The sequence below is a fragment of the Acidihalobacter yilgarnensis genome (genome assembly GCF_001753245.1).
Classification (GTDB): domain Bacteria; phylum Pseudomonadota; class Gammaproteobacteria; order DSM-5130; family Acidihalobacteraceae; genus Acidihalobacter; species Acidihalobacter yilgarnensis.
This window is the reverse complement of sequence record NZ_CP017415.1, coordinates 793,076-815,116: the sequence shown is the minus strand read 5'-3', so window position 1 is coordinate 815,116 and position 22,041 is coordinate 793,076. Positions and strand designations below refer to the sequence as shown.

19 protein-coding genes and 1 pseudogene are annotated in these 22,041 nt (G+C 61.1%); 12 read left to right on the top strand and 8 right to left on the bottom strand.

Annotated elements, in window-relative coordinates:
- Positions 1-276 precede the first annotated feature (276 nt).
- From lpdA to aceE, 3 genes are read right to left on the bottom strand one after another with little or no spacing between them, the layout of a single operon-like run.
- The gene (gene lpdA, locus BI364_RS03900; RefSeq protein WP_070077641.1) at positions 277-2,025 is read right to left on the bottom strand and encodes a dihydrolipoyl dehydrogenase; all 1,749 of its coding nucleotides are present in this window, start codon (positions 2,023-2,025) and stop codon (positions 277-279) included.
- A gap of 21 nt (positions 2,026-2,046) precedes the next feature.
- Positions 2,047-3,360: a dihydrolipoyllysine-residue acetyltransferase gene (aceF, locus tag BI364_RS03895; protein ID WP_070077640.1), complete on the bottom strand. Its 1,314-nt coding sequence runs from the start codon at positions 3,358-3,360 to the stop codon at positions 2,047-2,049.
- 19 nt (positions 3,361-3,379) lie between these two features.
- A complete protein-coding gene (gene aceE / locus BI364_RS03890; protein WP_070077639.1) occupies positions 3,380-6,043 on the bottom strand; it encodes a pyruvate dehydrogenase (acetyl-transferring), homodimeric type in 2,664 nt (887 codons plus the stop codon).
- Positions 6,044-6,296: 253 nt separating this feature from the next.
- On the opposite strand from aceE, the gene rnt reads away from it, so the two are divergent.
- Positions 6,297-6,929 (top strand): ribonuclease T, encoded by a 633-nt coding sequence (gene rnt / locus BI364_RS03885; RefSeq protein WP_197495851.1) that lies wholly within the window; start codon positions 6,297-6,299, stop codon positions 6,927-6,929.
- A gap of 100 nt (positions 6,930-7,029) precedes the next feature.
- Positions 7,030-7,980, top strand: a complete 951-nt coding sequence (locus BI364_RS03880) for a diguanylate cyclase (RefSeq protein ID WP_083251148.1) — start codon at positions 7,030-7,032, stop codon at positions 7,978-7,980.
- 27 nt (positions 7,981-8,007) lie between these two features.
- On the opposite strand, the gene grxD is transcribed toward BI364_RS03880, so the two are convergent.
- Complete coding sequence (gene grxD, locus BI364_RS03875; RefSeq protein WP_070077638.1) at positions 8,008-8,340, bottom strand: Grx4 family monothiol glutaredoxin; 333 nt, start codon at positions 8,338-8,340, stop codon at positions 8,008-8,010.
- Between the two features lie 611 nt (positions 8,341-8,951).
- Positions 8,952-10,742 (bottom strand): N-acetylglutaminylglutamine amidotransferase, encoded by a 1,791-nt coding sequence (locus tag BI364_RS03870; RefSeq protein WP_070077637.1) that lies wholly within the window; start codon positions 10,740-10,742, stop codon positions 8,952-8,954.
- 145 nt (positions 10,743-10,887) lie between these two features.
- Between BI364_RS03870 and BI364_RS03865 the strand changes: the two genes are divergently transcribed.
- The 8 genes and pseudogenes from BI364_RS03865 to BI364_RS19075 all read left to right on the top strand — a co-directional run bounded on the left by BI364_RS03865 (position 10,888) and on the right by BI364_RS19075 (position 16,940).
- On the top strand, positions 10,888-11,472 hold the full coding sequence (locus BI364_RS03865) for a superoxide dismutase (RefSeq protein ID WP_070077636.1): 585 nt from the start codon (positions 10,888-10,890) through the stop codon (positions 11,470-11,472).
- 122 nt (positions 11,473-11,594) lie between these two features.
- On the top strand, positions 11,595-12,791 hold the full coding sequence (locus tag BI364_RS03860; protein ID WP_070077635.1) for an aspartate aminotransferase family protein: 1,197 nt from the start codon (positions 11,595-11,597) through the stop codon (positions 12,789-12,791).
- A complete protein-coding gene (gene argF / locus BI364_RS03855; RefSeq protein ID WP_070077634.1) occupies positions 12,788-13,705 on the top strand; it encodes an ornithine carbamoyltransferase in 918 nt (305 codons plus the stop codon). Before BI364_RS03860 ends, argF begins: the two co-directional genes overlap by 4 nt.
- Positions 13,702-14,061, top strand: a complete 360-nt coding sequence (locus BI364_RS03850) for a winged helix-turn-helix domain-containing protein (protein WP_070077633.1) — start codon at positions 13,702-13,704, stop codon at positions 14,059-14,061. Before argF ends, BI364_RS03850 begins: the two co-directional genes overlap by 4 nt.
- 169 nt (positions 14,062-14,230) lie before the next feature.
- Positions 14,231-15,145 (top strand): extracellular solute-binding protein, encoded by a 915-nt coding sequence (locus tag BI364_RS03845; protein ID WP_070077632.1) that lies wholly within the window; start codon positions 14,231-14,233, stop codon positions 15,143-15,145.
- Positions 15,142-15,912 carry an ABC transporter permease subunit gene (locus BI364_RS03840; protein ID WP_070077631.1) on the top strand — a complete coding sequence of 257 codons (771 nt, stop codon included), beginning with the start codon at positions 15,142-15,144 and terminating at the stop codon, positions 15,910-15,912. The genes BI364_RS03845 and BI364_RS03840 overlap by 4 nt, the downstream gene beginning before the upstream one ends.
- Positions 15,831-16,350, top strand: a pseudogene (locus BI364_RS19080) (ABC transporter ATP-binding protein); the annotation flags it as partial. The gene BI364_RS03840 and the pseudogene BI364_RS19080, both read left to right, overlap by 82 nt.
- 98 nt (positions 16,351-16,448) lie before the next feature.
- Positions 16,449-16,940 (top strand): TOBE domain-containing protein, encoded by a 492-nt coding sequence (locus BI364_RS19075; RefSeq protein ID WP_407639345.1) that lies wholly within the window; start codon positions 16,449-16,451, stop codon positions 16,938-16,940.
- 15 nt (positions 16,941-16,955) lie between these two features.
- Here BI364_RS19075 and BI364_RS03830 read toward each other — a convergent pair whose 3' ends face one another.
- A complete protein-coding gene (locus BI364_RS03830) occupies positions 16,956-17,561 on the bottom strand; it encodes a thioredoxin fold domain-containing protein (protein WP_197495847.1) in 606 nt (201 codons plus the stop codon).
- Positions 17,562-17,699: 138 nt separating this feature from the next.
- Positions 17,700-19,427, bottom strand: coding sequence for a thiosulfohydrolase SoxB (gene soxB / locus BI364_RS03825; protein WP_070077629.1), 1,728 nt, complete (start codon positions 19,425-19,427; stop codon positions 17,700-17,702).
- Between the two features lie 265 nt (positions 19,428-19,692).
- On the opposite strand from soxB, the gene truD reads away from it, so the two are divergent.
- Both truD and BI364_RS03815 read left to right on the top strand, forming a co-directional pair.
- Complete coding sequence (gene truD, locus BI364_RS03820) at positions 19,693-20,763, top strand: tRNA pseudouridine(13) synthase TruD (protein ID WP_070077628.1); 1,071 nt, start codon at positions 19,693-19,695, stop codon at positions 20,761-20,763.
- A 49-nt stretch (positions 20,764-20,812) separates the two neighbouring features.
- Positions 20,813-21,154 (top strand): hypothetical protein, encoded by a 342-nt coding sequence (locus BI364_RS03815; RefSeq protein ID WP_070077627.1) that lies wholly within the window; start codon positions 20,813-20,815, stop codon positions 21,152-21,154.
- A gap of 25 nt (positions 21,155-21,179) precedes the next feature.
- On the opposite strand, the gene phoU is transcribed toward BI364_RS03815, so the two are convergent.
- Positions 21,180-21,899 (bottom strand): phosphate signaling complex protein PhoU, encoded by a 720-nt coding sequence (gene phoU, locus BI364_RS03810; protein ID WP_070077626.1) that lies wholly within the window; start codon positions 21,897-21,899, stop codon positions 21,180-21,182.
- Positions 21,900-22,041: the final 142 nt, after the last annotated feature.

Genomic DNA, 22,041 nt, shown 5'->3' with positions numbered 1-22,041 from the left:
TTTGGTTTCACGTACTGCGTTGCAACCGTGCCGGCATGCTGAGTCAAGCCAGCTAACGTCAGCCGCACACTCAAGGTTCTGGAGCACTCAAGGTTCTCACGAGCCAGGTTTTGATTCTGGGCTGGCGGAAAGCACTGTCACAGCCCTCCGTCCATCCCAAGCTGATCCGATGCGATCAATATTTGCTCCCGATCCCCGATCCCCGGTGCACCACCGCCCGCCGCGCTCCGCAAAGGTCGAGGCAGGCCTTTCGCTCCAAGGTATCCAGGCGCCGAGCTAGCCACGCCTCGGCACATACAGGTCGGTAATAGTGCCCTCCGCCATCTCAGCGGCAAAATTCAGTGTTTCCGACAGCGTGGGGTGTGGATGCACCGTCAACGCCAGATCGCCGGCCTCGGCATCCATTTCCAGCGCCAATACTGCCTCGGCAATCAATTCGCCAGCATTCGGGCCTACGATGCCGGCCCCAAGTACGCGATGCGTCTCTGGATCGAACAATATCTTGGTCAGCCCCTCGTCGCGCCCCAGCGATAACGAGCGTCCACTCGCCGCCCACGGAAAGGCGCCCTTCTGGTAGGCAATACCCTGAGCCTTGGCTTCCGTCTCGGTCAGGCCCATCCAGGCGACCTCGGGATCGGTGTAGGCCACCGAAGGAATGGCGCGGGCATCGAAGTGCGACGGCTGCCCAGCGGCAACCTCAGCCGCCACCTTGCCCTCGTGCGTTGCCTTGTGTGCGAGCATGGGCTGGCCGACGACATCACCGATAGCGTAGATGTGCGGCACGTTGGTGCGTTGCTGGCTGTCGACTGCGATGAAACCGCGCTCGTCCACGCTCACGCCGGCCGCCTCGGCACCGATCGACTTACCGTTGGGCGAGCGCCCAACAGCTACCAGAACGCGATCGAACAGATCCTCGGCCGGCGCCTTGTCACCCTCGAATCGACACAGCAAGCCATCCTCACGTGGCTCGATCGCGGTCACCTGTGTCTTGAGGAAGATGCTTTCGTAGCGCGCCTTGATGCGCCGCTCCAGCGGCCGCACGATGTCACGGTCGGCGCCAGGGATGAGACCGTCGGCCAGTTCGACCACGCTGACCTTCGCGCCCAGGGCGTGGTAGACCGTGGCCATTTCCAGACCAATGATGCCGCCGCCGATCACCAGCAGGCGATCCGGTACTTCCTCGATCTCCAGCGCATCGGTGGAATCCATCACACGCGGATCGTCCCAGGGCACGAACGGCAGTTTGGCTACACGGGAACCCACAGCAATGATTGCCTGTTCGAAGCGAACCCGCTTCACACCCTCGGCGGTTTCCACCGACACCGTATTGGGTGAGGAGAATCGCCCCTCACCGTGCACGATCTGCACCTTGCGCTGCTTGGCCAGCTGCGCAAGGCCACCCGTAAGCTTGCCGATGATCCCGTCCTTGTAGGCGCGGATGGTACCGAGATCGATCTCAGGCGCACCGAAGCGCACGCCATGTTCGGCGAACTCGGCTGCCTCGTTGATCACCTGCGCGGTGTGCAACAACGCCTTGGAAGGGATACAGCCAACGTTGAGGCAGACGCCGCCGATCACCGCGTGGCGCTCCACCAGCACCACCCGCTTGCCGAGATCCGCCGCGCGGAAGGCCGCCGTGTAACCGCCGGGGCCGGAGCCGAGCACCAAAACCTCGGCCTCCCAATCCACGATGCCGTTTTCGTCTGCGGGAGCAGACGTCGCTGATGGGGTGACGGCAGAGTTGTCCGGCGGTGCTGTTGCCGCAGGTGTGGGCGCATCAGCTTCGCTGGGTTCCAAAGTCAGAATTGCGGCCCCTTGAGCGATACGGTCGCCCACTTTGACCAACAATTCATGTACCACGCCGCCCTGCGGCGCGGGAATTTCCATGCTGGCCTTGTCCGACTCCAAGGTGATCAGAGAAGCATCCGGAACGACGGTGTCGCCCGGCGCGACCAGTACCTCGATCACCTCGACGTCCTTAAAATCCCCAATATCAGGGACTGTTATGGTGATGATTTGACCCATGATCCGCGACTCCCGGAAGCACTAGAGCAGCATGCGTCGCGTATCGGACAGCAGCTTGCTCAGGAAGGTAGTGAAACGCGCGCCCAACGCGCCGTCTATGACGCGGTGGTCGTAGGACAGCGATAGCGGCAACATCAGGCGCGGCACGAACTCGCCGTCCTCGTAGACCGGCTGCCAACGTGCGCGCGATACGCCCAGAATGGCCACCTCGGGCGCATTGACGATGGGCGTAAACGCAGTGCCGCCGAGTCCGCCGAGACTGGAAATGGAGAAGCAGCCACCCTGCATGTCCGAGGGCTTGAGCTTCTTTTCACGCGCCTTGATCGAAATCTCGCCGAGCTCACGGGCCAGATCGATCAGACTCTTACGATCCACGTCGCGGATCACAGGCACGACGAGGCCATCGGCCGTATCGACGGCGATACCGATATGAAAATATTTTTTTAGAATCAGCTGCTGCTGAGTCGGATCCAGCGAAGCATTCACGCGCGGAAACTCGCGTAGCGCCGAAACCACTGCCTTCATCAGAAAGGCCAGCAGGGTCAGCTTCACGCCCCTGGCGGCATACTCCTCAACCATCTGCTTACGGAAGGATTCCAGCTCCGTCACATCGGCCTCATCGAACTGCGTGACGTGGGGCACCGTCACCCAGTTACGATGCAGATTCTGACCGGTCAGGCGGTTAATTTTGGTTAAGCCTTGCATCTCGATTTCGCCAAACTGACTGAAATCGATCTCAGGCATCGCCGCCACGCCAAGCCCACCCGTCGCGGCCCCCTGACTCAAGGCACGCTTAACGTAACCCTGCACGTCTTCGCGGAGCACGCGGCCCTTGGGGCCACTGCCACTCACCTCGCCAAGATCCACCCCCAGCTCACGCGCGAATCGCCGTACGGCAGGGCTTGCATGCGCCTTGCGGAATCGCCGTTCGTTCAGATGTGCCGTCGGTGAGGGCTTGGGCGTTGTGCCCTGCACGGAGGCCGGCGGGGAGGATATCGGGGGCGCATCGCTTGTCGGCGCAGACGGCTTACTCACTGCGGCAGCCGGCGGCGACGCCTCCGCTTTCGGTGCGGTGGCCGCGGGAACAGCCTCCGCCTGCGGCTCAAGCACCAAGATAGGCGAACCTTGCGCGACATGATCCCCCACCTTGACGCGCACCTCGCGCACCAGTCCACCCTCGGGGGCGGGAATCTCCATACTCGCCTTGTCCGACTCCAGCGTGATCAACGAGCTGTCGACCGAAATTACGTCGCCGGGGTTGACCAACACCTCAATGACCTCAACGGTCTTGAAGTCCCCGATATCGGGGACGCGAATTTCCTTCAATTCTGCCATGCGCTTGCTCCCGGGCTCGTCAGGCGGTGGTCGGATGCGGCTTGTTCGGATCCACACCATAAAGCGCTATAGCGCGGCTGACCTCTGTGGCCGAAATCGTGCCCTCGTCGGCCAGCGCCTTGAGCGCGGCGACCGCGACGTGGTAACGATCCACCTCGAAATATTTACGCAGCTGCTGGCGTGTATCGCTGCGGCCGAAGCCATCGGTCCCGAGCACCACGTAGCGCCCTGGTATCCAGGCCCGGATTTGGTCGGCGTACTGTTTGATGTAATCGGTGGCGACGACGAACGGCCCGGCACGTCCCTTGAGGCAAGCCGATACGTAGGCCTCGCGCGCAGGGGCCTCCGGGTGCAGGCGACTCCAGCGCTCGGCATCGTCCGCTTCGCGGCGGAGTTCGTTGAAGCTGGTCGCACTCCAGATATCCGCGGTCACACCGAAGTCCTGTTCCAGCAATTCAGCGGCGGCGATGACCTCACGCAGGATCGTACCGGAGCCAAGCAACTGTACCTTTTTCTTCTTGCGCCCTCCCTGCCGGAACAAGTACAGGCCCTTGATGATGCCTTCTTCCGCACCCTTGGGCATCGCCGGGTGGTGGTAGTTCTCGTTCATCACGGTGATGTAGTAGAAGACATTCTCCTGCTCGTCGTACATCCGGCGCATGCCGTCTTGCACGATCACCGCGAGCTCGTAAGCGAAGGTCGGGTCATAGCTGACGCAGTTGGGGATGAAACCGGCCATCACATGGCTATGGCCGTCCTGATGCTGCAAACCCTCTCCGGCCAGGGTGGTGCGCCCGGCGGTCGCGCCCATCAGGAAGCCGCGCGCCTGCATGTCGCCGGCGGCCCAGATGAAGTCGCCCACGCGCTGGAAGCCAAACATGGAGTAGAAGGTGAAGAACGGCACCATGTTCACGTCATGGTTGCTGTAGGCCGTGGCGGCGGCGATCCAAGAGGCGATCGCGCCGGCCTCGTTGAGGCCTTCTTCGATGATCTGACCGCTCTTGTCCTCCTTGTAGAACATGATCTGGTCCTTGTCCTCCGGCGTGTAGAGCTGGCCGACGGAGGAATAGATCCCGAGCTGCCGGAACATGCCTTCCATGCCGAAGGTACGCGCCTCGTCGGGAATGATCGGCACAATGTTCTTGCCGATTTTCTTGTCGCGGGTGAGCACGGTGAGCATGCGCACGAAGGCCATGGTGGTCGACAGTTCGCGGTCGCCACTGTCCTCCAGTAGCGGCGCGAATGCATCCAGGCCAGGCACCTCCAGCGGTGCTGCCAGCCGCTTACGCATTGGCAAGTAACCACCCAAGGCCTCACGACGTGCCCGCAGGTAGCGCATCTCTTCGCTGTCTTCGGCTGGGCGGAAGTACTTGCAAGCCACCACGTCCTCGTCAGACAGTGGGATGTCGAAGCGGTCGCGAAAGGCCAGCAGTTCCTCGTCGTGCAGCTTTTTCTGCTGATGGGTACGATTTTGCCCTTGTCCTGCGCGCCCCATACCATAGCCCTTGACGGTGTGCGCCAAAATGACCGTGGGTTCGCCGGTGTGTTTGGCCGCCGCCGCATAGGCCGCGTAGACCTTGTATGGATCGTGGCCCCCACGGTTCAGACGCCACACATCCTCGTCTGACATGGTCGCGACCATCGCCTTGAGCTCCGGATATTTGCCGAAGAAATGCTCGCGGACGTAGGCACCATCCTTGGATTTGTAATTTTGATACTCGCCGTCGACCGCCTCCATCATACGGCGCTGCAGCAGGCCGTCCTGGTCGCGTGCGAGCAACGGATCCCAGTAACGCCCCCAGAGCACCTTCAGGGCATTCCAGCCGGCCCCGCGGAACAGTGCCTCGAATTCCTGGACGACCTTGCCATTGCCGCGCACAGGCCCGTCCAGGCGCTGCAAGTTACAGTTGATGACGAAGATCAGATTGTCGAGTTTCTCGCGCGACGCCAGCGAGATACCGGCCATGCTCTCGGGCTCATCCATCTCGCCGTCACCGATGAAGCACCAGACCTTGCGGTCGCGCGTGTCGGCCAGACCGCGATCGCTCAAGTACTTCATGAAGCGAGCCTGATAGACCGCCTGCAACGGGCCAAGTCCCATCGAAACTGTAGGGAATTGCCAGAAGTCTGGCATCGACCAAGGATGTGGGTAAGAAGGAATACCCTTGCCGTCGACCTCTTGGCGGAAGTTGTCGAGCTGCTCCTCGCTCAGTCGACCTTCGAGGAAGGCGCGGGCATAGTTGCCTGGGGATGAATGCCCCTGAAAGTACACAAGATCACCACCGTGTTCATGCGTCGGCGCGCGCCAGAAATGGTTAAAGCCAACGTCATACAGCGTGGCGATGGAAGCAAAGCTGGCAATATGCCCACCCAGCTCGGAGCTCTTACGGTTGGCCTTGACGACCATGGCCAGCGCGTTCCAGCGGATCAGCGAGCGGATACGCCGCTCCATCGCCTGGTCGCCGGGTAGAATCGCTTCCAAATGCGGCGGGATCGTATTGACGTAAGCCGTGTTGGCGGAATATGGCAGGTAGGCACCTGAGCGGCGGGCCTTGTCTATCAGTTGTTCCAGCAGGTAATGCGCGCGTTCGACACCCTCCTGCTCGATCACGGATTCCAGTGCATCGATCCACTCCTGGGTCTCGATGGCATCGGCGTCCTGCAACTGGACATGAGTATTCATGGCGAACCTCCAAGCTTGGCGTTGGACCCTCACCGGATCCAGCGCAGGCGTGCACGCCCGACGTCAATGCGCCGGCCGTGCAACGGAATACGGGTGCCTTCAAGAAGCGGCGCCATCATCATGTTTTTTCCTGAGGTGGTCAAGAACCCTCCCAGCGACATAGCACGCCTAGGGCACATGAAACAACGATTCCCCCGCAGCATCCCGCTAGGGTAAGCTGGGTGATATGCCATATGCCACGAACCTGCCTCAAATGAGTGAATACGTCCCGATCGGCCAGCGCTTTCGCGGTTTCCTACCTGTAGTTGTCGATGTCGAAACAGGCGGTTTCAACGCCCAGACCGACGCCCTGCTGCAGATCGCTGCGATCACGCTGCGCATGGACGAGTCGGGCTACATCCATCGCGACCAGACGATCAGTCGCCATGTCGTACCCTTCGATGGCGCCAATCTCGAACCCGCGTCGCTGGAGGTCAACGGCATCGATCCTTGGCATCCGCTACGTCTGGCCATTCCCGAGAAAGAGGCCTTGAGCGACGTGTTCAAGGAAGTGCGACGCGCAGTCGGCGAGAACGAGTGCACCCGCGCCATCCTAGTGGGACATAACGCGGCCTTCGACCTAGGCTTCGTCAACGCCGCAGTCTCCCGCACCGGGCTGAAGCGCAACCCCTTTCATCCATTCAGCAATTTCGACACGGTCACACTCGCCGCGATGGCCTATGGTCAGACCGTGCTGGCGCGCGCCGTACGCGCGGCCGGGTTGGAGTGGAATACGGCGCAGGCGCATAGCGCGACCTATGATGCAGAGATGACCGCCGAACTGTTCTGCGGTGTACTCAATCGCTGGCAAAAAAGCCACGGACACACGATCGGCGAAGCGAACTGAAACTGCCTACCACGAGCAAGGCATCAAGGCACGCATTATACGGCGATAATCGTTTATTATGATCAACTACCAACCGTTCGCATAAGCGTGAGGGGGAACGTTGCCGCCGGAACTTAGCCTGATCGTCGTCGATGACATGCGCTTCTCCCGCGTGGTGCTCGAACAGAGCCTACGGAAGATCGGTTATACCGACATACGCTTGGCTCCCACCGGCGCCGAGGCGCTCAAAATGGCCACCGAGCGCCGCGCCGACGTGATCCTTGCCGACTGGGTTATGCCCGGCATGAGCGGGCTCGACCTGCTTGACGAAATTCGACGTCTGGACGAGCGCCGCCACTGGTATACCGCCGTCCTGCTGTTCACCGCCAAAGGCGAGAACGAGGCCTTACTTGAGGCCTTCAGGCGTGGCGTTGACGACTATCTGGTCAAGCCGCCGGAAGCCAATGCGCTCGCCGCCCGCGTCTACGGCGCGGGGCGTATTGCATCGCTACACAACGCCCTGCTGCAAACCGCCGATGCGGTCCAGGCCGCCAATCGCGAACTCATCGCCTCGAACCAGATAGACGCCCTGACCGGACTTGGCAATCGTCGTTATCTGGAACAGCGGATCGAGGCCATGCTGCGAGTGGCCCAGGCACGCCACGGCGGCGTCTGCGTCGCCCTGGTGGCCATCGACCATTTCAAGCGCATCAACGAGCGCTACAGCTACGACATCGGCGACGACATGCTAAACAACGTCGCCCTGCGTCTACGCAACGCGGTGAGACCCACCGATGTAATCACCCGCCACGGGGAAGATACCTTCGCAATCGCGATGGCCTATCAGGAACCGAGCCTGCCGCGCCCCGATCTGTTTGCCCGCCTCGTCGAAACCACAGGCATGCGCGCGTATCACAGCGACATGGGCGACATCGAGATCACGGTCTCGGTGGGCGCCCATTGTCACCATTCGGATCAGGCGATTGAGCCGCTAAGCACCTTCATCGGTGCAGCCGAGGACAATCTGGCCGCCGCCAAGGTGGCCGGACGCAACGGCTTCATTTACCGCTGAACCGACCACCCCAAATCCGAATTCAGATCAGGCCACCCCGCTGCTGCGCGTGATCGCGGCTTTCACGGCCGTCTCCAGTTCGCCGCTCTGGTACATCTCGAGCGTGATGTCGCACCCACCCACCAACTCGCCATTAATATAGAGCTGCGGGAAGGTTGGCCAATTGGCATAACGGGGCAGATTCTCGAACACTTCGGGGTCCGCCAATACATTCACGTAGGCAAAATCTTCGCTGCAGCGCTTGAGCGCCTCGGCTGTGCGACTGGAGAAGCCGCACATGGGAAACTGCGGCGTGCCCTTCATGAACAACACCACGGGATTGCTTTTCACCTGCTGGTCAATTCGTTCCATGACGTCCATGCGTCACCTCGTTCGGTCTGGTTTGGGAGCGGAAAGGAAATTCCGTGACGCAAGCAGTCTACCGCGTTAACCCGGAAAATTAAGCCCGCTGTTCACGCGGTTTTGCGGTCACGGCGTTAGACCGGCATCGTCGCCCGGGTGTCACGGTGTCACGGTAGAAACTCCAGATGCCAGAGTTTGTGACTTCGGATAGCCGTGATGCTGCCCTCAAGATCAGCCAATCGAGCATCAACATACGCGCATCAGGGCAGATCGGCTCTGGAAACGTCCGCGGCTTGACGGCACCCATCATGAAATAGAAGGCTTCGCCACGAACATATTTGCGCCGGCACCCCGAAATACCGCTTGGATCGGCCGATGACGCATCAGGCGTGCGCAACGGGCGAAAGCGCAGCGGTCTGTATGCAGCAGCCGTCCGATATCCGATTACGGACGGTCGTTTGCTGCGCCGGCATGACTGGCACCCCGGTGATGCAGAAATCGGGTTTCACATGGCCTCTAACGAAGTCTCGGCATGCCAAAACCATCTTTATCGGCACCCCGATTTAGTATGAAATTTTCGCGTAGCTGATAGTGGGCAGCCCCCTATGACGCATCGAGTATTCGACCCGTCATAGGGCATCTCCACCCAGGTGGCGTTGCAGCCACAACTCCAGCAAGGCCATATGCCAGAGCTTGTTGCCGCGAATGGCCGTGAAACTGTCCTCGCCCTCGGGATCCGCCAACAGCGCATCGACATACTCGCGTCGGAACAGACCGCGCTCCCGGCTCGCCTGCGAATTGACGATATCGGCCATGAAATCGAAGGCCTCCCCACGCACGTACTTGAGCGCGGGCACCGGGAAATACCCCTTGGGGCGGTCGATGACGGCATCTGGGATGCGCCCACGCGCGATCTGCTTGAGTACATATTTACCGCCGCCACGCAGCTTGAGTTCAGGTGGCATGCTCGCGGCCAGCTCGACGAGTTCGTGATCGAGGAAAGGCACACGCGCCTCCAAGCCCCAGGCCATGGTCATGTTGTCCACGCGCTTGACCGGATCGTCGACGATCAGCGTGGTGGTGTCGAGGCGCAGCACCTGATCGATGAATTCATCGGCACCGGGTTCGGCAAGACGCTCGGCGATATAGGCTGATGTGACATCCTCGGTGGCATAGGCGGGCATGACCGTGCGCAGGTATTCGGCATGGTCTCGGTCGAAATAGCGCGGCCGGAAACGCTCAATCGGCGTCCCCTGAGCCTCAGCCATTTGCGAATACCAGAAATAGCCGCCGAAGACCTCGTCCGCGCCCTGGCCGGATTGCACGGCCTTGACGTGACGCGACACTTGGCCGGATAGCAGATAGAAGGCCACCGCATCCTGCGCCACCATCGGCTCGGACATTTGATCGACCGCCTCGGGCAGGCGCGTAAGCACCTCGCCATTGGGAATTTCAAACTTGTAATGTTCGGTAGCGTAGCGTTCGGCAACCGGGTCTGAATACTCGAACTCGCTACCCTTTTCCTCGGGCTGATCCTCAAAACCCACGGTAAAGGTTTTGAGCTTGTCGACACCGGATTCGGCCAGCAAGGCCACCAACAGGCTGGAGTCCAGCCCACCAGAGAGCAGCACGCCGACCGGCACATCGGCAATGCGCATACGCCGCTCGACCGCCGTGCGTAAGGCACCGTGAACGGCCTCGATCCACTCCTGCTCGCTGCGCGGCTCGGCCGGGCGACGCGCCTCTAGCCGCCAATAGGCACGCATTTGCTGACGCCCGTCGGAGCCAATGCTCAACGTATGAGCGGGCGGCAGCTTGCGCACGCCCTTGAGCAAAGTCCGCGGTGCCGGTACCACGGCGTGTAGACTCAGATGGTGGTGCAGCGCGATCGGATCGATTCCACTGTCGACATCCCCCCCTGCCAGCAACGCCTGAACGTTGGAGGCGAATCGGAAACCATTGCGCGTTTCGCTGTAATACAGGGGCTTGATGCCCAGCCGATCCCGTGCCAGGAACAATCGCTGCGCACGCACGTCCCAGATGGCGAAGGCAAACATGCCAATCAGCCTTTCGACGCAGGCCTCTCCCCATTCCGCATAGGCCTTGAGAATGACCTCCGTATCTCCCGTGGAACGGAAGCTATGCCCTCTCCCGATCAGCTCATTGCGCAAGGCCGGATAGTTGTAGATGGTGCCGTTGAATACGATCGTGGCACCCGTCGCGGCATCGACCATCGGCTGGTCGGCTGCGGACGACAGATCAATGATCGCCAGCCGGCGGTGGCCCAGCAGTACCGGCCCCTCGCGATAATGCCCCTCGTGATCGGGCCCGCGCCGACGCAGGCGGTCGAGCATGCGTTGCAAAACGGCCGACTCGGGAAGTCTGCCTCCAAAACCCAGTTCACCGGCGATCCCACACATAGCGTCCTCATCGGCAGTTCAAAGGCGAGGCATTATTGCATGTCCGACCTGCCTGGCCTATGTTAGGCACCCTCATCCAGAACGTCGGGCCGGGCGTCACGCCTGCCCACGCAGAAACCCCCGACAACCCAAAGGAGAAAATCAGATGGCCTTCGAACTGCCACCTCTGGCCTACGCCAAGAATGCCCTGGAACCCCATATTTCAGCCGAGACGCTGGAGTTCCATCACGACAAGCACCATGCCACCTACGTGGCCAATCTCAACAAGCTTGTGCCCGGCACCGAATTCGAGGGCGCCAGCCTGGAAGATATCATTCGCAAGGCGCCAGCCGGCGGTATCTTCAACAATGCCGCGCAGGTATGGAACCACACCTTCTATTTCAATGGTCTGTCGCCCAATGGCGGCGGCGAACCCACCGGCGCCCTGGCTGAGGCCATCACCAAGGCCTTTGGCGATTTTGCCTCGTTCAAGGAAAAATTCGCCCAGTCCGCTACCACCAACTTCGGCTCAGGCTGGACCTGGCTGGTCAAGAACGCCGCCGGTAACCTCGAAATCGTCAACACCGGCAATGCCGCCAACCCGCTGCGCGACGGTCTCACACCGTTGATGACCGTGGACGTCTGGGAGCATGCGTACTACATCGATTATCGCAACGCCCGCCCGAAATACCTGGAAGGCTGGTGGAATCTGGTCGACTGGTCCTTCGTCGCGAAGAACCTCGGCGCCTAATCGCACCAAGCCCCTGCCCAGCCACACGCTGGGCAGGGGCTTTTATTTCGGCGGACGACGCTTATAATCGGCTTTTCCGGCAGCCCGAGTGCTGCCGTTTTCGTTTATGGCGGCCTATACCCATGAGTGACACACTGATGCATACCTATGCACGGCTACCCGTCAGCTTCGTACGCGGCGAAGGTGCCTGGTTGTACGACGATCAGGGCACGGCATACCTGGATGCCCTTTCAGGCATCGCTGTCTGCGGACTCGGGCACGCACACCCTGCCATCGGGGCCGCATTGTCGGACCAGGCCGCCACGCTGTTGCATACCTCGAATCTGTACCACATTCCCCTGCAGGAGCGCCTGGGTGACCGCCTGTGTGCAATCGCACGCATGGACCGTGTGTTCTTCGGCAACTCCGGTGCCGAAGCCAACGAGGCCGCCATCAAGCTCGCACGCCTGCATGGACATCAGCGCGGGATCGACCTGCCCGAGATCGTGGTCATGGAAAACAGCTTCCACGGTCGCACCCTCGCGACACTCTCTGCTACCGGCAACCGCAAGGTTCAGGCCGGATTCGAACCGCTAGTGCGCGGCTTCGTGCGCGCGCCCTACGACGACATCGACGCGCTGCGCACCATCGCAGCCAATCGCCCCAATGTTGTGGCCGTACTCGTCGAGCCAATACAGGGCGAAGGTGGTATCCGCATCCCGTCAGAGACTTACCTGCCGGCCCTACGAGCGCTATGCGACGAATTCGGCTGGTTACTGATGCTCGATGAAATACAGACCGGCATGGGCCGGGCCGGGCGCTGGTTCGCGCACCAGCTCAGCGGCATCCGCCCCGATGTGATGACGGTCGCCAAGGCGCTGGGCAATGGCGTACCGATAGGCGCCTGCCTTGCACGCGGCCATGCCGCCGAAGTGCTCGGCCCCGGTAATCACGGCTCCACATTTGGCGGCAATCCCTTGGCCTGTCGCGCCGCGGAAGCGGTCATTGAGACCATCGAGACCCAGGGCCTGGTCGAGCGGGCCGCCGCACTCGGCACACACCTGCTTGACGCACTGCGCGAGCGCCTCGCCGGCCTGCCTGGAGTCGTAGCGATCCGCGGTTGCGGTCTGCTCCTCGGCATCGAACTCGACCGCCCGTGCGGCGCACTCGTGCAGCAGGCACTGGAACGTCACTTGCTCATCAATGTCACCGCCGGCAATGTGATCCGCCTACTGCCACCACTGGTGCTGGACGACATCCAGGCAAACACGCTGGTCACGACCCTCTGCGAGCTGATCGAGGACTTTCTGGCCACCTCCCCGGAGATTGCGCAAGCATGAAACGGCGCCACTTCCTGACCCTGGACGACCTGGACACGGACGAACTCCGTGCCGTGATCAAACGCGCGAGCGAGCTTAAAGCGATCCAGCACCGAGGTGATCGCCATGCCCCTCTACAGGGCAAAACCCTTGGCATGATCTTCGAAAAGGCCTCGACGCGTACCCGCGTATCCTTCGAGGTCGGCATGGCTCAGCTCGGCGGTCACGCCCTGTTTCTGTCGCCACGCGATACTCAACTCGGCCGCGGCGAACCGATCGAGGATACCGCCCGCGTCCTCTCGCGTATGGTCGACGTGGTCATGATCCGTACCTTCGCGCATGAAACGCTGGAACGCTTCGCCGCACACTCGCGGGTGCCGGTGATCAACGGCCTCAGCGACGACGTACATCCTTGTCAATTACTTGCCGACCTGCAGACCTATACCGAACACCGTGGCGACATCAGCGGCCGAACCGTCGCCTGGATCGGCGACGGCAACAACATGTGCCACTCCTGGATGAATGCCGCGCGCCTGCTCGACTTCCACCTTCGCATTGCTTGCCCCCCAGGCTACGAACCGGATACGCGCTTCATCGAGAAGGCCGGTGACCACGTCACCCTCATGCAGGATGCAAAACTCGCCGCTACGAATGCCGATCTTCTGGTCACCGACGTCTGGGCGAGCATGGGCCAGGAAGAGGAGCAGGCGCGGCGTGCCGAGGCCTTTACCGCCTACCAGATCGACGAAGCGGTGATGGCCTGCGCGGCACACGGCGCGCTATTCATGCACTGCCTGCCCGCGCACCGCGGAGAAGAAGTCGCTGCCGGCGTGATCGACGGTCCGCAAAGCGTCGTCTGGGATGAAGCGGAAAACCGCCTGCACGCGCAGAAGTCGCTACTGGAATTCCTGCTCGACGTTTCATTACGCGGATGAGTTCGCGCGGACCTCGTATCCGCATACTGCTCGGCACGGTTATCGCCCTAGGGCCGGGCAAAGCCGATCTGCTTGAAGCCATCGAATCCACCGGTTCCATCTCAGCGGCCGCGCGTCACATGAACATGTCTTACCGGCGTGCCTGGGTGCTGGTCGACACCATGAACCAAAGCTTCCGCACCCCTCTCGTTGATACCGCGACCGGCGGCAGCGGTGGCGGTGGCGCGCAGCTGACGCCAGGCGGGCGCGAAATCCTGCAACGCTATCGCAGCATGGAGCACAAGGCCCGCATGGCTATCGCCGACGATATCGAAGCACTTGAGCTGTTGCTCAATCCCCCGCGCGACCCGGAATAACCGTCTTCGCGCGGCGAGGCACTTCTCCTCTACTTCCAGAACGCCCATCGACTTCTTGAGCATCTGCGCGATGACGGTGACGGTCGCTATATACGGTGATATATTTCGAACCCAACGGCTCTATGATAGAGCCCCACCGAAGCCGACCGCGCCAACCAGGAATCACCTCATGCGTAAATCGCCATTCATACTGCTGCTCGGCCTGCTGACCGTCGCCTGCTCGGTGGCGCAGGCCAAGCCCACCCTGACCGTTGCCTATGCCGGCTCCATGGGCGTGGTGATGGACCGTCACATCGACCCAAACTTCGCACAGACCCATGATGCAAGTATCCACGGTATCGGCCAAGGCGCCTGGGCCTTGGCCCGGCTGCTGGCGGCGGGACAGCTACACGCCGACGTCTTCGTCTCGGTGACACCTGGGCCGATGCAGCTGCTGATCAGCGAGGGCTTGGTGCAGCACGCGGTACCGGTTGCGAGCACCCAAATGGTCATCGCGTATAGTCCTAAATCACGCTTCGCCGCGCGATTTGCCCAGGCTGCCCAAGGCAAGCAAGCCTGGTACCGGATACTGGAAAGCAAGGGATTGCGCTTTGGCCGCACCGATCCCGCGACCGACCCTCAGGGCCGCAACATCATCCTGAGCTTCCAGCTCGCCGCGTTGTACTACCGCCAACCCAATCTGGTGAAGACGATATTGGGCCCCTTGCGCAACCCGCGTCAGATATTTACCGAGCCATCACTGCTCAGTCGACTGGAGTCAGGACAGATCGATGCCGTGGCCGGTTATCTGAGTGCCGTGCGTTCCCATCATCTGCCCTATATCCGGCTACCCGATGAAATCAATCTGGGCGAACCGGCCTACATGCAAAGCTGGTACAACCGCGCCAGCTTCAGTGTCCAAGCGGCTGGTGGCAAAACTGTTCAGGTAAAACCCCAACCACTGGTATTCTATGCCGCCGTCCTGGGTAAGGCCCGCCACCCCCGACTGGCGCATGACTTCGTCAATTTCCTGCGCAGCCCTGCAGCACAAGCGATGTTCCACGCCACGGGCTATAGCCCGCCCCAGGGCCATCCACTTTCGTGAGCCGCGCGCGACATCTCCTTGCCGCCTGCGGTGGCCTCGGACTCGTCCTGCTGATTCTGCCCTTCGCCGGTTTGGTCCATTCCACCGAATGGACGCACTTCCGGCTGGTACCGGGCGATTTCGATGCCGTCCGGGTTTCGCTAATCTATACCGCTGCCGCACTGGCCATCATCATCGGGTTCGGGACCCCAGTCGCCTACTGGCTGGCTCGCCATCGATTCCACGGCAAGTGGCTTGCCGAACTGCTGATCCTGCTGCCGTTACTGACGCCGCCATTGGCGATGGGCATCTTGCTCAGTACGCTCTACGGACCCTATGGCTGGGCCGGCGCGCCGTTCGCGAAGATTGGCGTGGAACTCTCCAATTCCGCTTATGCTTTTGTGCTCGCCCAAGTCTATAGCGCCGCACCGTATTACATCGTCGCGGCCCGCGCTGCCTTCGAAGCGGTGCCCGGCGAGCTCGAACAGGTCGCCTTGACGCTTGGGAAAACACGTTGGCAATGCTTTGTCTCCGTCACACTCCCGCTAGCCAGACTCGGGCTGGCTGCTGGCGCGGCACTCGCCTGGGTACGCGCATTGGGCGAATTCGGCGTGGTCCTCATCATTGCCTACTTCCCCCAGGGAATCCCCGTGAAGCTCTGGGTCAACCTGCAGGACTACGGCCTGTCTGCGGTCTACCCGCTGCTATGGCTGTTCTTTCTGATCGCCATGCCCGTCCCTCTGCTGCTGGGCATACTATCCCGCCGACAGAGTGCACTCGGCACATGATCCGCATCGACTATCGCGTGCCTCAGCCGATCGCCCTCGACATTTCGTTGGACATCGAGGGCTTCTGTGTCCTGCTCGGGCGGAGTGGCGAAGGCAAAAGCACGCTGCTCAAGGCCGTCGCCGGTCTGCTCTCGGCACGCGGCACACCCTACGACAATCTGCCTCCAGAGCGGCGTCCGATTGGCTACCTACCCCAGGGTTATGCGCTCTTCCCCCACCTGAGCGTCTGGGAAAACATCGCCTTCGCATTGCGTGGTCCGAAATCGGCGCAACGCGCCGAGGCACAGACATTGCTTGAACGCGTCCGCCTCGCCGACCTCGCCGACCGCCGACCGCATACCCTTTCCGGCGGTCAACAGCAACGCATAGCGCTTGCCCGGGCACTGGCCAGGAAACCGGAACTGCTGCTGCTGGATGAGCCTACTTCGGCCCTGGACGCAACCACACGAGATCAGATTCTCGGCGAGTTGATCGAGTTGATCGGCGCCCTGGGTATCCCGGCACTCGCGGTCACGCACGACCCACATCTGGCCGCGATGGCGGATCGCATGGCGGTCCTGTCACGCGGGCGGATCGTCCAGCAAGGAACACCATCCGAGGTCTTCGGCGCCCCAGCGGGGGTCGAGGTAGCGCGGCTGGTCGGTTATCACAACCTGTTCGAGGGTAGGATTACGCAACGGACCCAAACGGAAACGCGCGTGTCTTGCGACGACATTGGCCTGAATGTGGCTTTGGCGCATGGCGCGCCTTCACACGGGCGGGTCATCCTTGCCCTGCGTGCCGATGATATTGACCTAGGATACGCGGATACCGTGCCCACGCATGGCCACAATCAACTACCCGCCCGCATCGCCCGCTTACGCATGCACGGGCTCGGCTTGCACCTGTGCTGTGATGCCGGCCTCGCCGTTGCCCTGGAGGTTCAAATTCCGAGGCGCACGCCTCGTCACGACCCTCTTCATGTCGGCAGTGAGGTCACGCTATCCTGCGCGCCCACTGCAATCAGGATGCTGCCGGCAGTCGACTAAACGAAGCCAGAAGCATCACTTGGCGTGTGGAGATTTACTCGAGGACTTGGCCACTTCATTCAGCAGGGTCGGGAAATCCGCTTTTGCAGGCGCGCCCTTGATAACCTTCGCCTTGCCATGCTTGTTAAGAAACACGATGGTAGGCACGACCTCTATACCCGTCTTCGTCAACAGTGCCTTGTTTTCGGCCAACTCACGACGCGTCTCGGCGGTCATCCGCGCCAGCGGCTTGAGCCCACCCAGCTTGCCGTGCGCACGCACGAAATGATCTTCGTTTTCCTTGAGCGCAGCGTTACGGTCATGAGCTTCCAGCATGGCCGCCGCCTTGCCCGGACTCGTCGGGGTCAATATTGCCACCGGCACCCAACGGAACTGGTAATGCTTCAGATAAGCTTGGGAGTCGACATATACCAAGTGGCAATAGGGACAATTGGGATCGAAAATAACGTAAATCACGCGATCGCCGTGCCCCTCCGCGATCCAGTGCGATTGTGCCGCTTCACGGATCAAGGCGGGCTCGCCGGATGCTGCCGCTTGCGACACCCCCGTGAGACCGAGCCAAAAACACAAACCCAACCACAGGGCACGCAGGGATGGGGCACGCAGTGCATGACAACTCACGATCATTCTCCAAGCGAACCGACCCCGCGGGGCCGGCGAATCGGCGGGCAATGATGCCTCTGGCACCTCCCGCCACATGCGGTGCCGCACCGATCAGCACGGCACCGCGGGTCATAGCGCTTAAGACAAAGCGCGGGCTTAAAGCCCGTAGTCCTTCGGGAAGGCGATACCCGGATTGTCCTTGACCCCGACCAGACGTGGGACATCGAGCTTGTCCACGCGGACATGTTTCTGGTCACGTAACCATTTGGCAAACACGTCCCATACTGGCGTGCCTTCGACCGGGCGGGATACGGCCGCCCATCCCGCAACCTTGTACTTCTTCTTCATGGACATCGGTTTGCCGCCAACATGCAGCTCCTTAATGCGGTGACCGATCTTTTTGTTCGGGTCCATCACGTACTGGATGTTGCCGACGCGAATCATGTCGCCACCTTGCTGATAGTAGGGATCCTTGTTGAACAGGTTGTCGCCGACATCCTCCATAATGGTCTTGATGGTCTCGCCGGTGTATTCGTTGATGGTTACCTGCGGATAGGTGATCGCCGTCTGCCCCATCACGTCGTCGAAGGTAATGGTTTCGCCCGGCAGCTTGGCGTAACCCCAGCGGAAACCTGGCGAGAACGCCGCCTCGGCATCCATCTCCTCCATCAGTGCCTGCACCAGCAGTTGATCGAAGGTGCCGTTGAAGTTGTCACGGCGGTACAGCAGGCTTTCCGTCACCGCGAGCGGCTCGGAGAGCTTCTTCTCGTAGGGCGCACGCACCTTCTGGATGTAGGCTGCCATTTCCTCGTCCGGTTTAATCAGATTGGAGAAGACCGGCATGTAGTGGAAGCGATAGCCCTTGAGACGACCCTTGCCGACGTCGAGATCGAAGCGGGCCAGGATCTTGCCGTTGGTCGATGTGTTGATGACCAAGGTGTTACCGATCTTGACCGGGCGCGGCCCCATGATGTCGTGGGTGTGGCCACCGAGGATGATGTCGATGCCCTTGACGTTGGCGGCCATCTTCATGTCGACGTCGGCGCCGTTATGCGAGAGCAGCACGATGAGATCGGCGGCGTGCTTCTGCTTGCACTCGTCGACCATCTTCTGCATGTGATCCTGCTTGATGCCGAAGGTCCAGTCGGGAATCATGTACCGCGGGTTGGCGATCGGCGTATATGGGAAGGCCTGACCGATGATCGCGATCTTGCGCCCACTCACCTCGCGGATCGTGTACGGCTTGAAGACCAGATCGCCCCAGGTGCTGTCGTTGACGTTCTGGGCCAGGAATTCGGCCTTGAGGTGCTTTTCGACCAGCTCTTTGACCCGCGCCTGACCGTAGGTGAACTCCCAGTGACCGACCATGGCATCCACGCCCATCAGGTTCTGCGCGCCCACCATGTCCGCGCCCTTGGTCCACAGCGAGGTGGCGGAACCCTGCCAAGTATCGCCGGCATCGAGCAGCAGCGTGCGATCCTTGCGCTCCTCGCGATAGCGCTTGATCAGGCTGGTCAGATGCGCGAAGCCGCCCATCTTGCCGTATTTATGCGCCAGTTCGGTGTAATCCAGGCAGTCGAAGGCGTAGGCGTCTTGGGTGCCGGCCATCTCATGGTAGAACTTGAGGAAGTGATCACCCGTCAGATGCGGCGGCCGGCCGATCGCCGCGCCGACGCCAATGTTGGTATCGGGTTCGCGCCAGTACACTGGATTGAGCTGAGCATGACAGTCCGTGAAGTGCAGCAGCGTCACGTTCCCGTAGTCGGGGATCGCATAAAAATCCTCGGCGCTTTTACCAGCCGCCTGTGCGAAGCGGGGGCTCAGGAAGCCGGCGATGCCTGCTACGGCCATCATTTGCATGAACTCTCGGCGCGATATACTCATGGGGTTGCGACCCTCCTAACTGCATTGGTATGAAATGCCTCGCCGGTCTGGCTGACGCAGTGTCGCCCGCACAAGGCACCGGTTATTCATCCTATAGACCACGGGGGCGTCACCCCAGGCTTTGTTGTTGGTGTACGGTTGCGTAAGACGTGGCGACGATTCGGTTTATTCCAGTTAAATTGCCACCACCTTGCCCATCCCCACCCTGATTCAGCATAAAGGATAGCCACCGCGTGAACGAACGTTTGCCCGCTCCTCATGAACAATCCGACGCTCTGCCATACTGCGTGCCCCCCCGATCAGCGCCATCATCCGTCGCGGGCAAGACGACTTCCTGGTCGAGGAAATCCCGCTGACCGAGCCCGAAGGCGAAGGTGAACACCTTTGGCTGCTGATCGAAAAACGCGGCGAAAACACCGATGATCTGGCGCGACGGCTGGCCCGCGCCACCGGCATTCCCCCTGCTGCGGTCGGTTATGCCGGACGTAAGGACAAGCACGCGATCGCGCGCCAGTGGTTCAGCCTGCACCTCCCCGGTCGTGATGACCCAACCGCAGAAACCCTGGCTGAAAGCAGTCTGCGAATACTTCGCCAAGCACGTCACTCTCGTAAGCTCAAGGTCGGGGCCTTGCGCGGCAATCGCTTCCGGCTGCGCTTATGTGACGTGACCGGGAATCGGGACGCGGTCACGGAGCGCATCCAACAGATCGCGATGCAAGGCGTGCCTAACTACTTTGGCGAACAGCGCTTTGGACGCGCCGGAGGTAACTTAGCCAGGGCTAGAGCCATGTTCGCGGGGCGCCCAGAGCGTGACCGCAACCGGCGCAGCTTGTACCTTTCGGCCGCCCGCAGCGCCTTGTTCAATGCCATTCTCGCCGAGCGCGTCCGACAGCACAGCTGGAATTGCTTACTGCCCGGCGAGGCAGTCCTGCTCGATGGCAGTCGCAGCTACTTTACGGCCACCCCAGGCGATGCTGCACTCGATCTGCGGCTCGCCGATTGGGACATACATCCCAGCGGCGCGCTATGGGGCACCGGCGAGCCACCCAGCAGTGGGGAGGCCAGGGCAATCGAGCATGCCGTTGCCGCGGACTTCCAAGACATTGCCGCGGGCCTGAGCGCCGCAGGTCTGCGACAGGAACGCAGACCACTGAGATTGAGGCCCAGCGAGCTGACTTGGGGCTGGGAAAACGACGGCCTCAGTCTGGTGCTCGATTTCAGCCTCCCGGCAGGCGCCTTCGCCACCACTGTGCTGAGGGAGATTGCAGACTACATAGACGTCGGCGGACGCGACCCAAGCGGCGTGGTGGGTACCACTCACGAACAGGCTCAATGAGCAATAGACGGACAACACATTGGACAAACCGTCACCACGGGACGCTGAGATGACTGACTTCGACAGTGTGATCGATGCTTGGGGTACCGATCACTTTGAAACCGAGATCAAACACGCGCTGACCCAGATGGGCCCCGAGGCGCTGCCCCTACAGCAGGGGCTCCGTGCCACTAGCTATGCGCTGGACGCCCCCATCGAGACAACGCTTCTCAAGACCGAGCGTCGTGGGGACAAGATTCGGGTAAAGGCGGGCGTTTTCTATACTGGCATCGTGGCGGGCTGCAGTTGCGCCGACGACCCCACTCCGATCGAACCCCAAAACGAATACTGCGAAATCCTGCTGGAACTTGATGTCGTGACCTTGGCCAGCAGGATTTCCCTATTGGGCTAAGACTCACAGAACACAGGCGGCGAACTCAATGCCCGGCCTTGCGAACCTCGTCCTCGATCTGCTCAGGGGTCACGTGGCGCACATCCTTGCCAAGAACCATATAGACCACATATTCCGCGATATTCTTGGCGTGATCGCCCACCCGCTCCAGGGCACGCGCGCACCACAGCACATCGATGCCTCGGCGAATATTACGTGGGTCTTCCATCATGTAGGTCACCAGCTGTCGGGTCAACCCGTCGTAGGCATCATCGATCACCTCGTCTCCGCGCACGACCTGCATGGCCAGCTCGACGTCCATACGTGCAAACGCGTCTAGCGCCTGATGTAGCGCTTCACGGGCGAGATCGCCCATGTAACGCAGCTCCTTGTAGCGATCGAGACGTTCCTGATTCGCCAACTCGATGGCCAAGCGGCCGATCTTTTCCGCCTTATCGCCTACGCGTTCAAGATCCGTGATCGTTTTGATGACCGTCATCACCAAGCGCAGATCCAGCGCCGCCGGCTGACGACGCGCCAGAATGCGCGAACACTCTTCGTCGATACTCAGCTCCATCCGATTGACCTGATAATCGGATTTTGCCGCCAGTTCACCCAGCGCGGCATCGCCATTGACCAATGCTTCGATCGCCTCGCCAACGTTTTTCTCGACGAGGCCACCCATGGTCAACACGCGGTTGCGCACATCCTCGAGCTCCGCGTTGAATTGCTGCGAGATGTGTTTCTTGAGCATGTCTTGATTCATCGACGTCACCTGATTGGGGGAAGGCCATCCGGGCCTATATGGCTATAATGGCAAACTCCATGTGGCCGTGCTAGCCTGCCAAGGGCGTAGCGGGCAGCTTCCCGGCTAGCCTACCCGAGGGATCATGACAGCGCCGTGACAA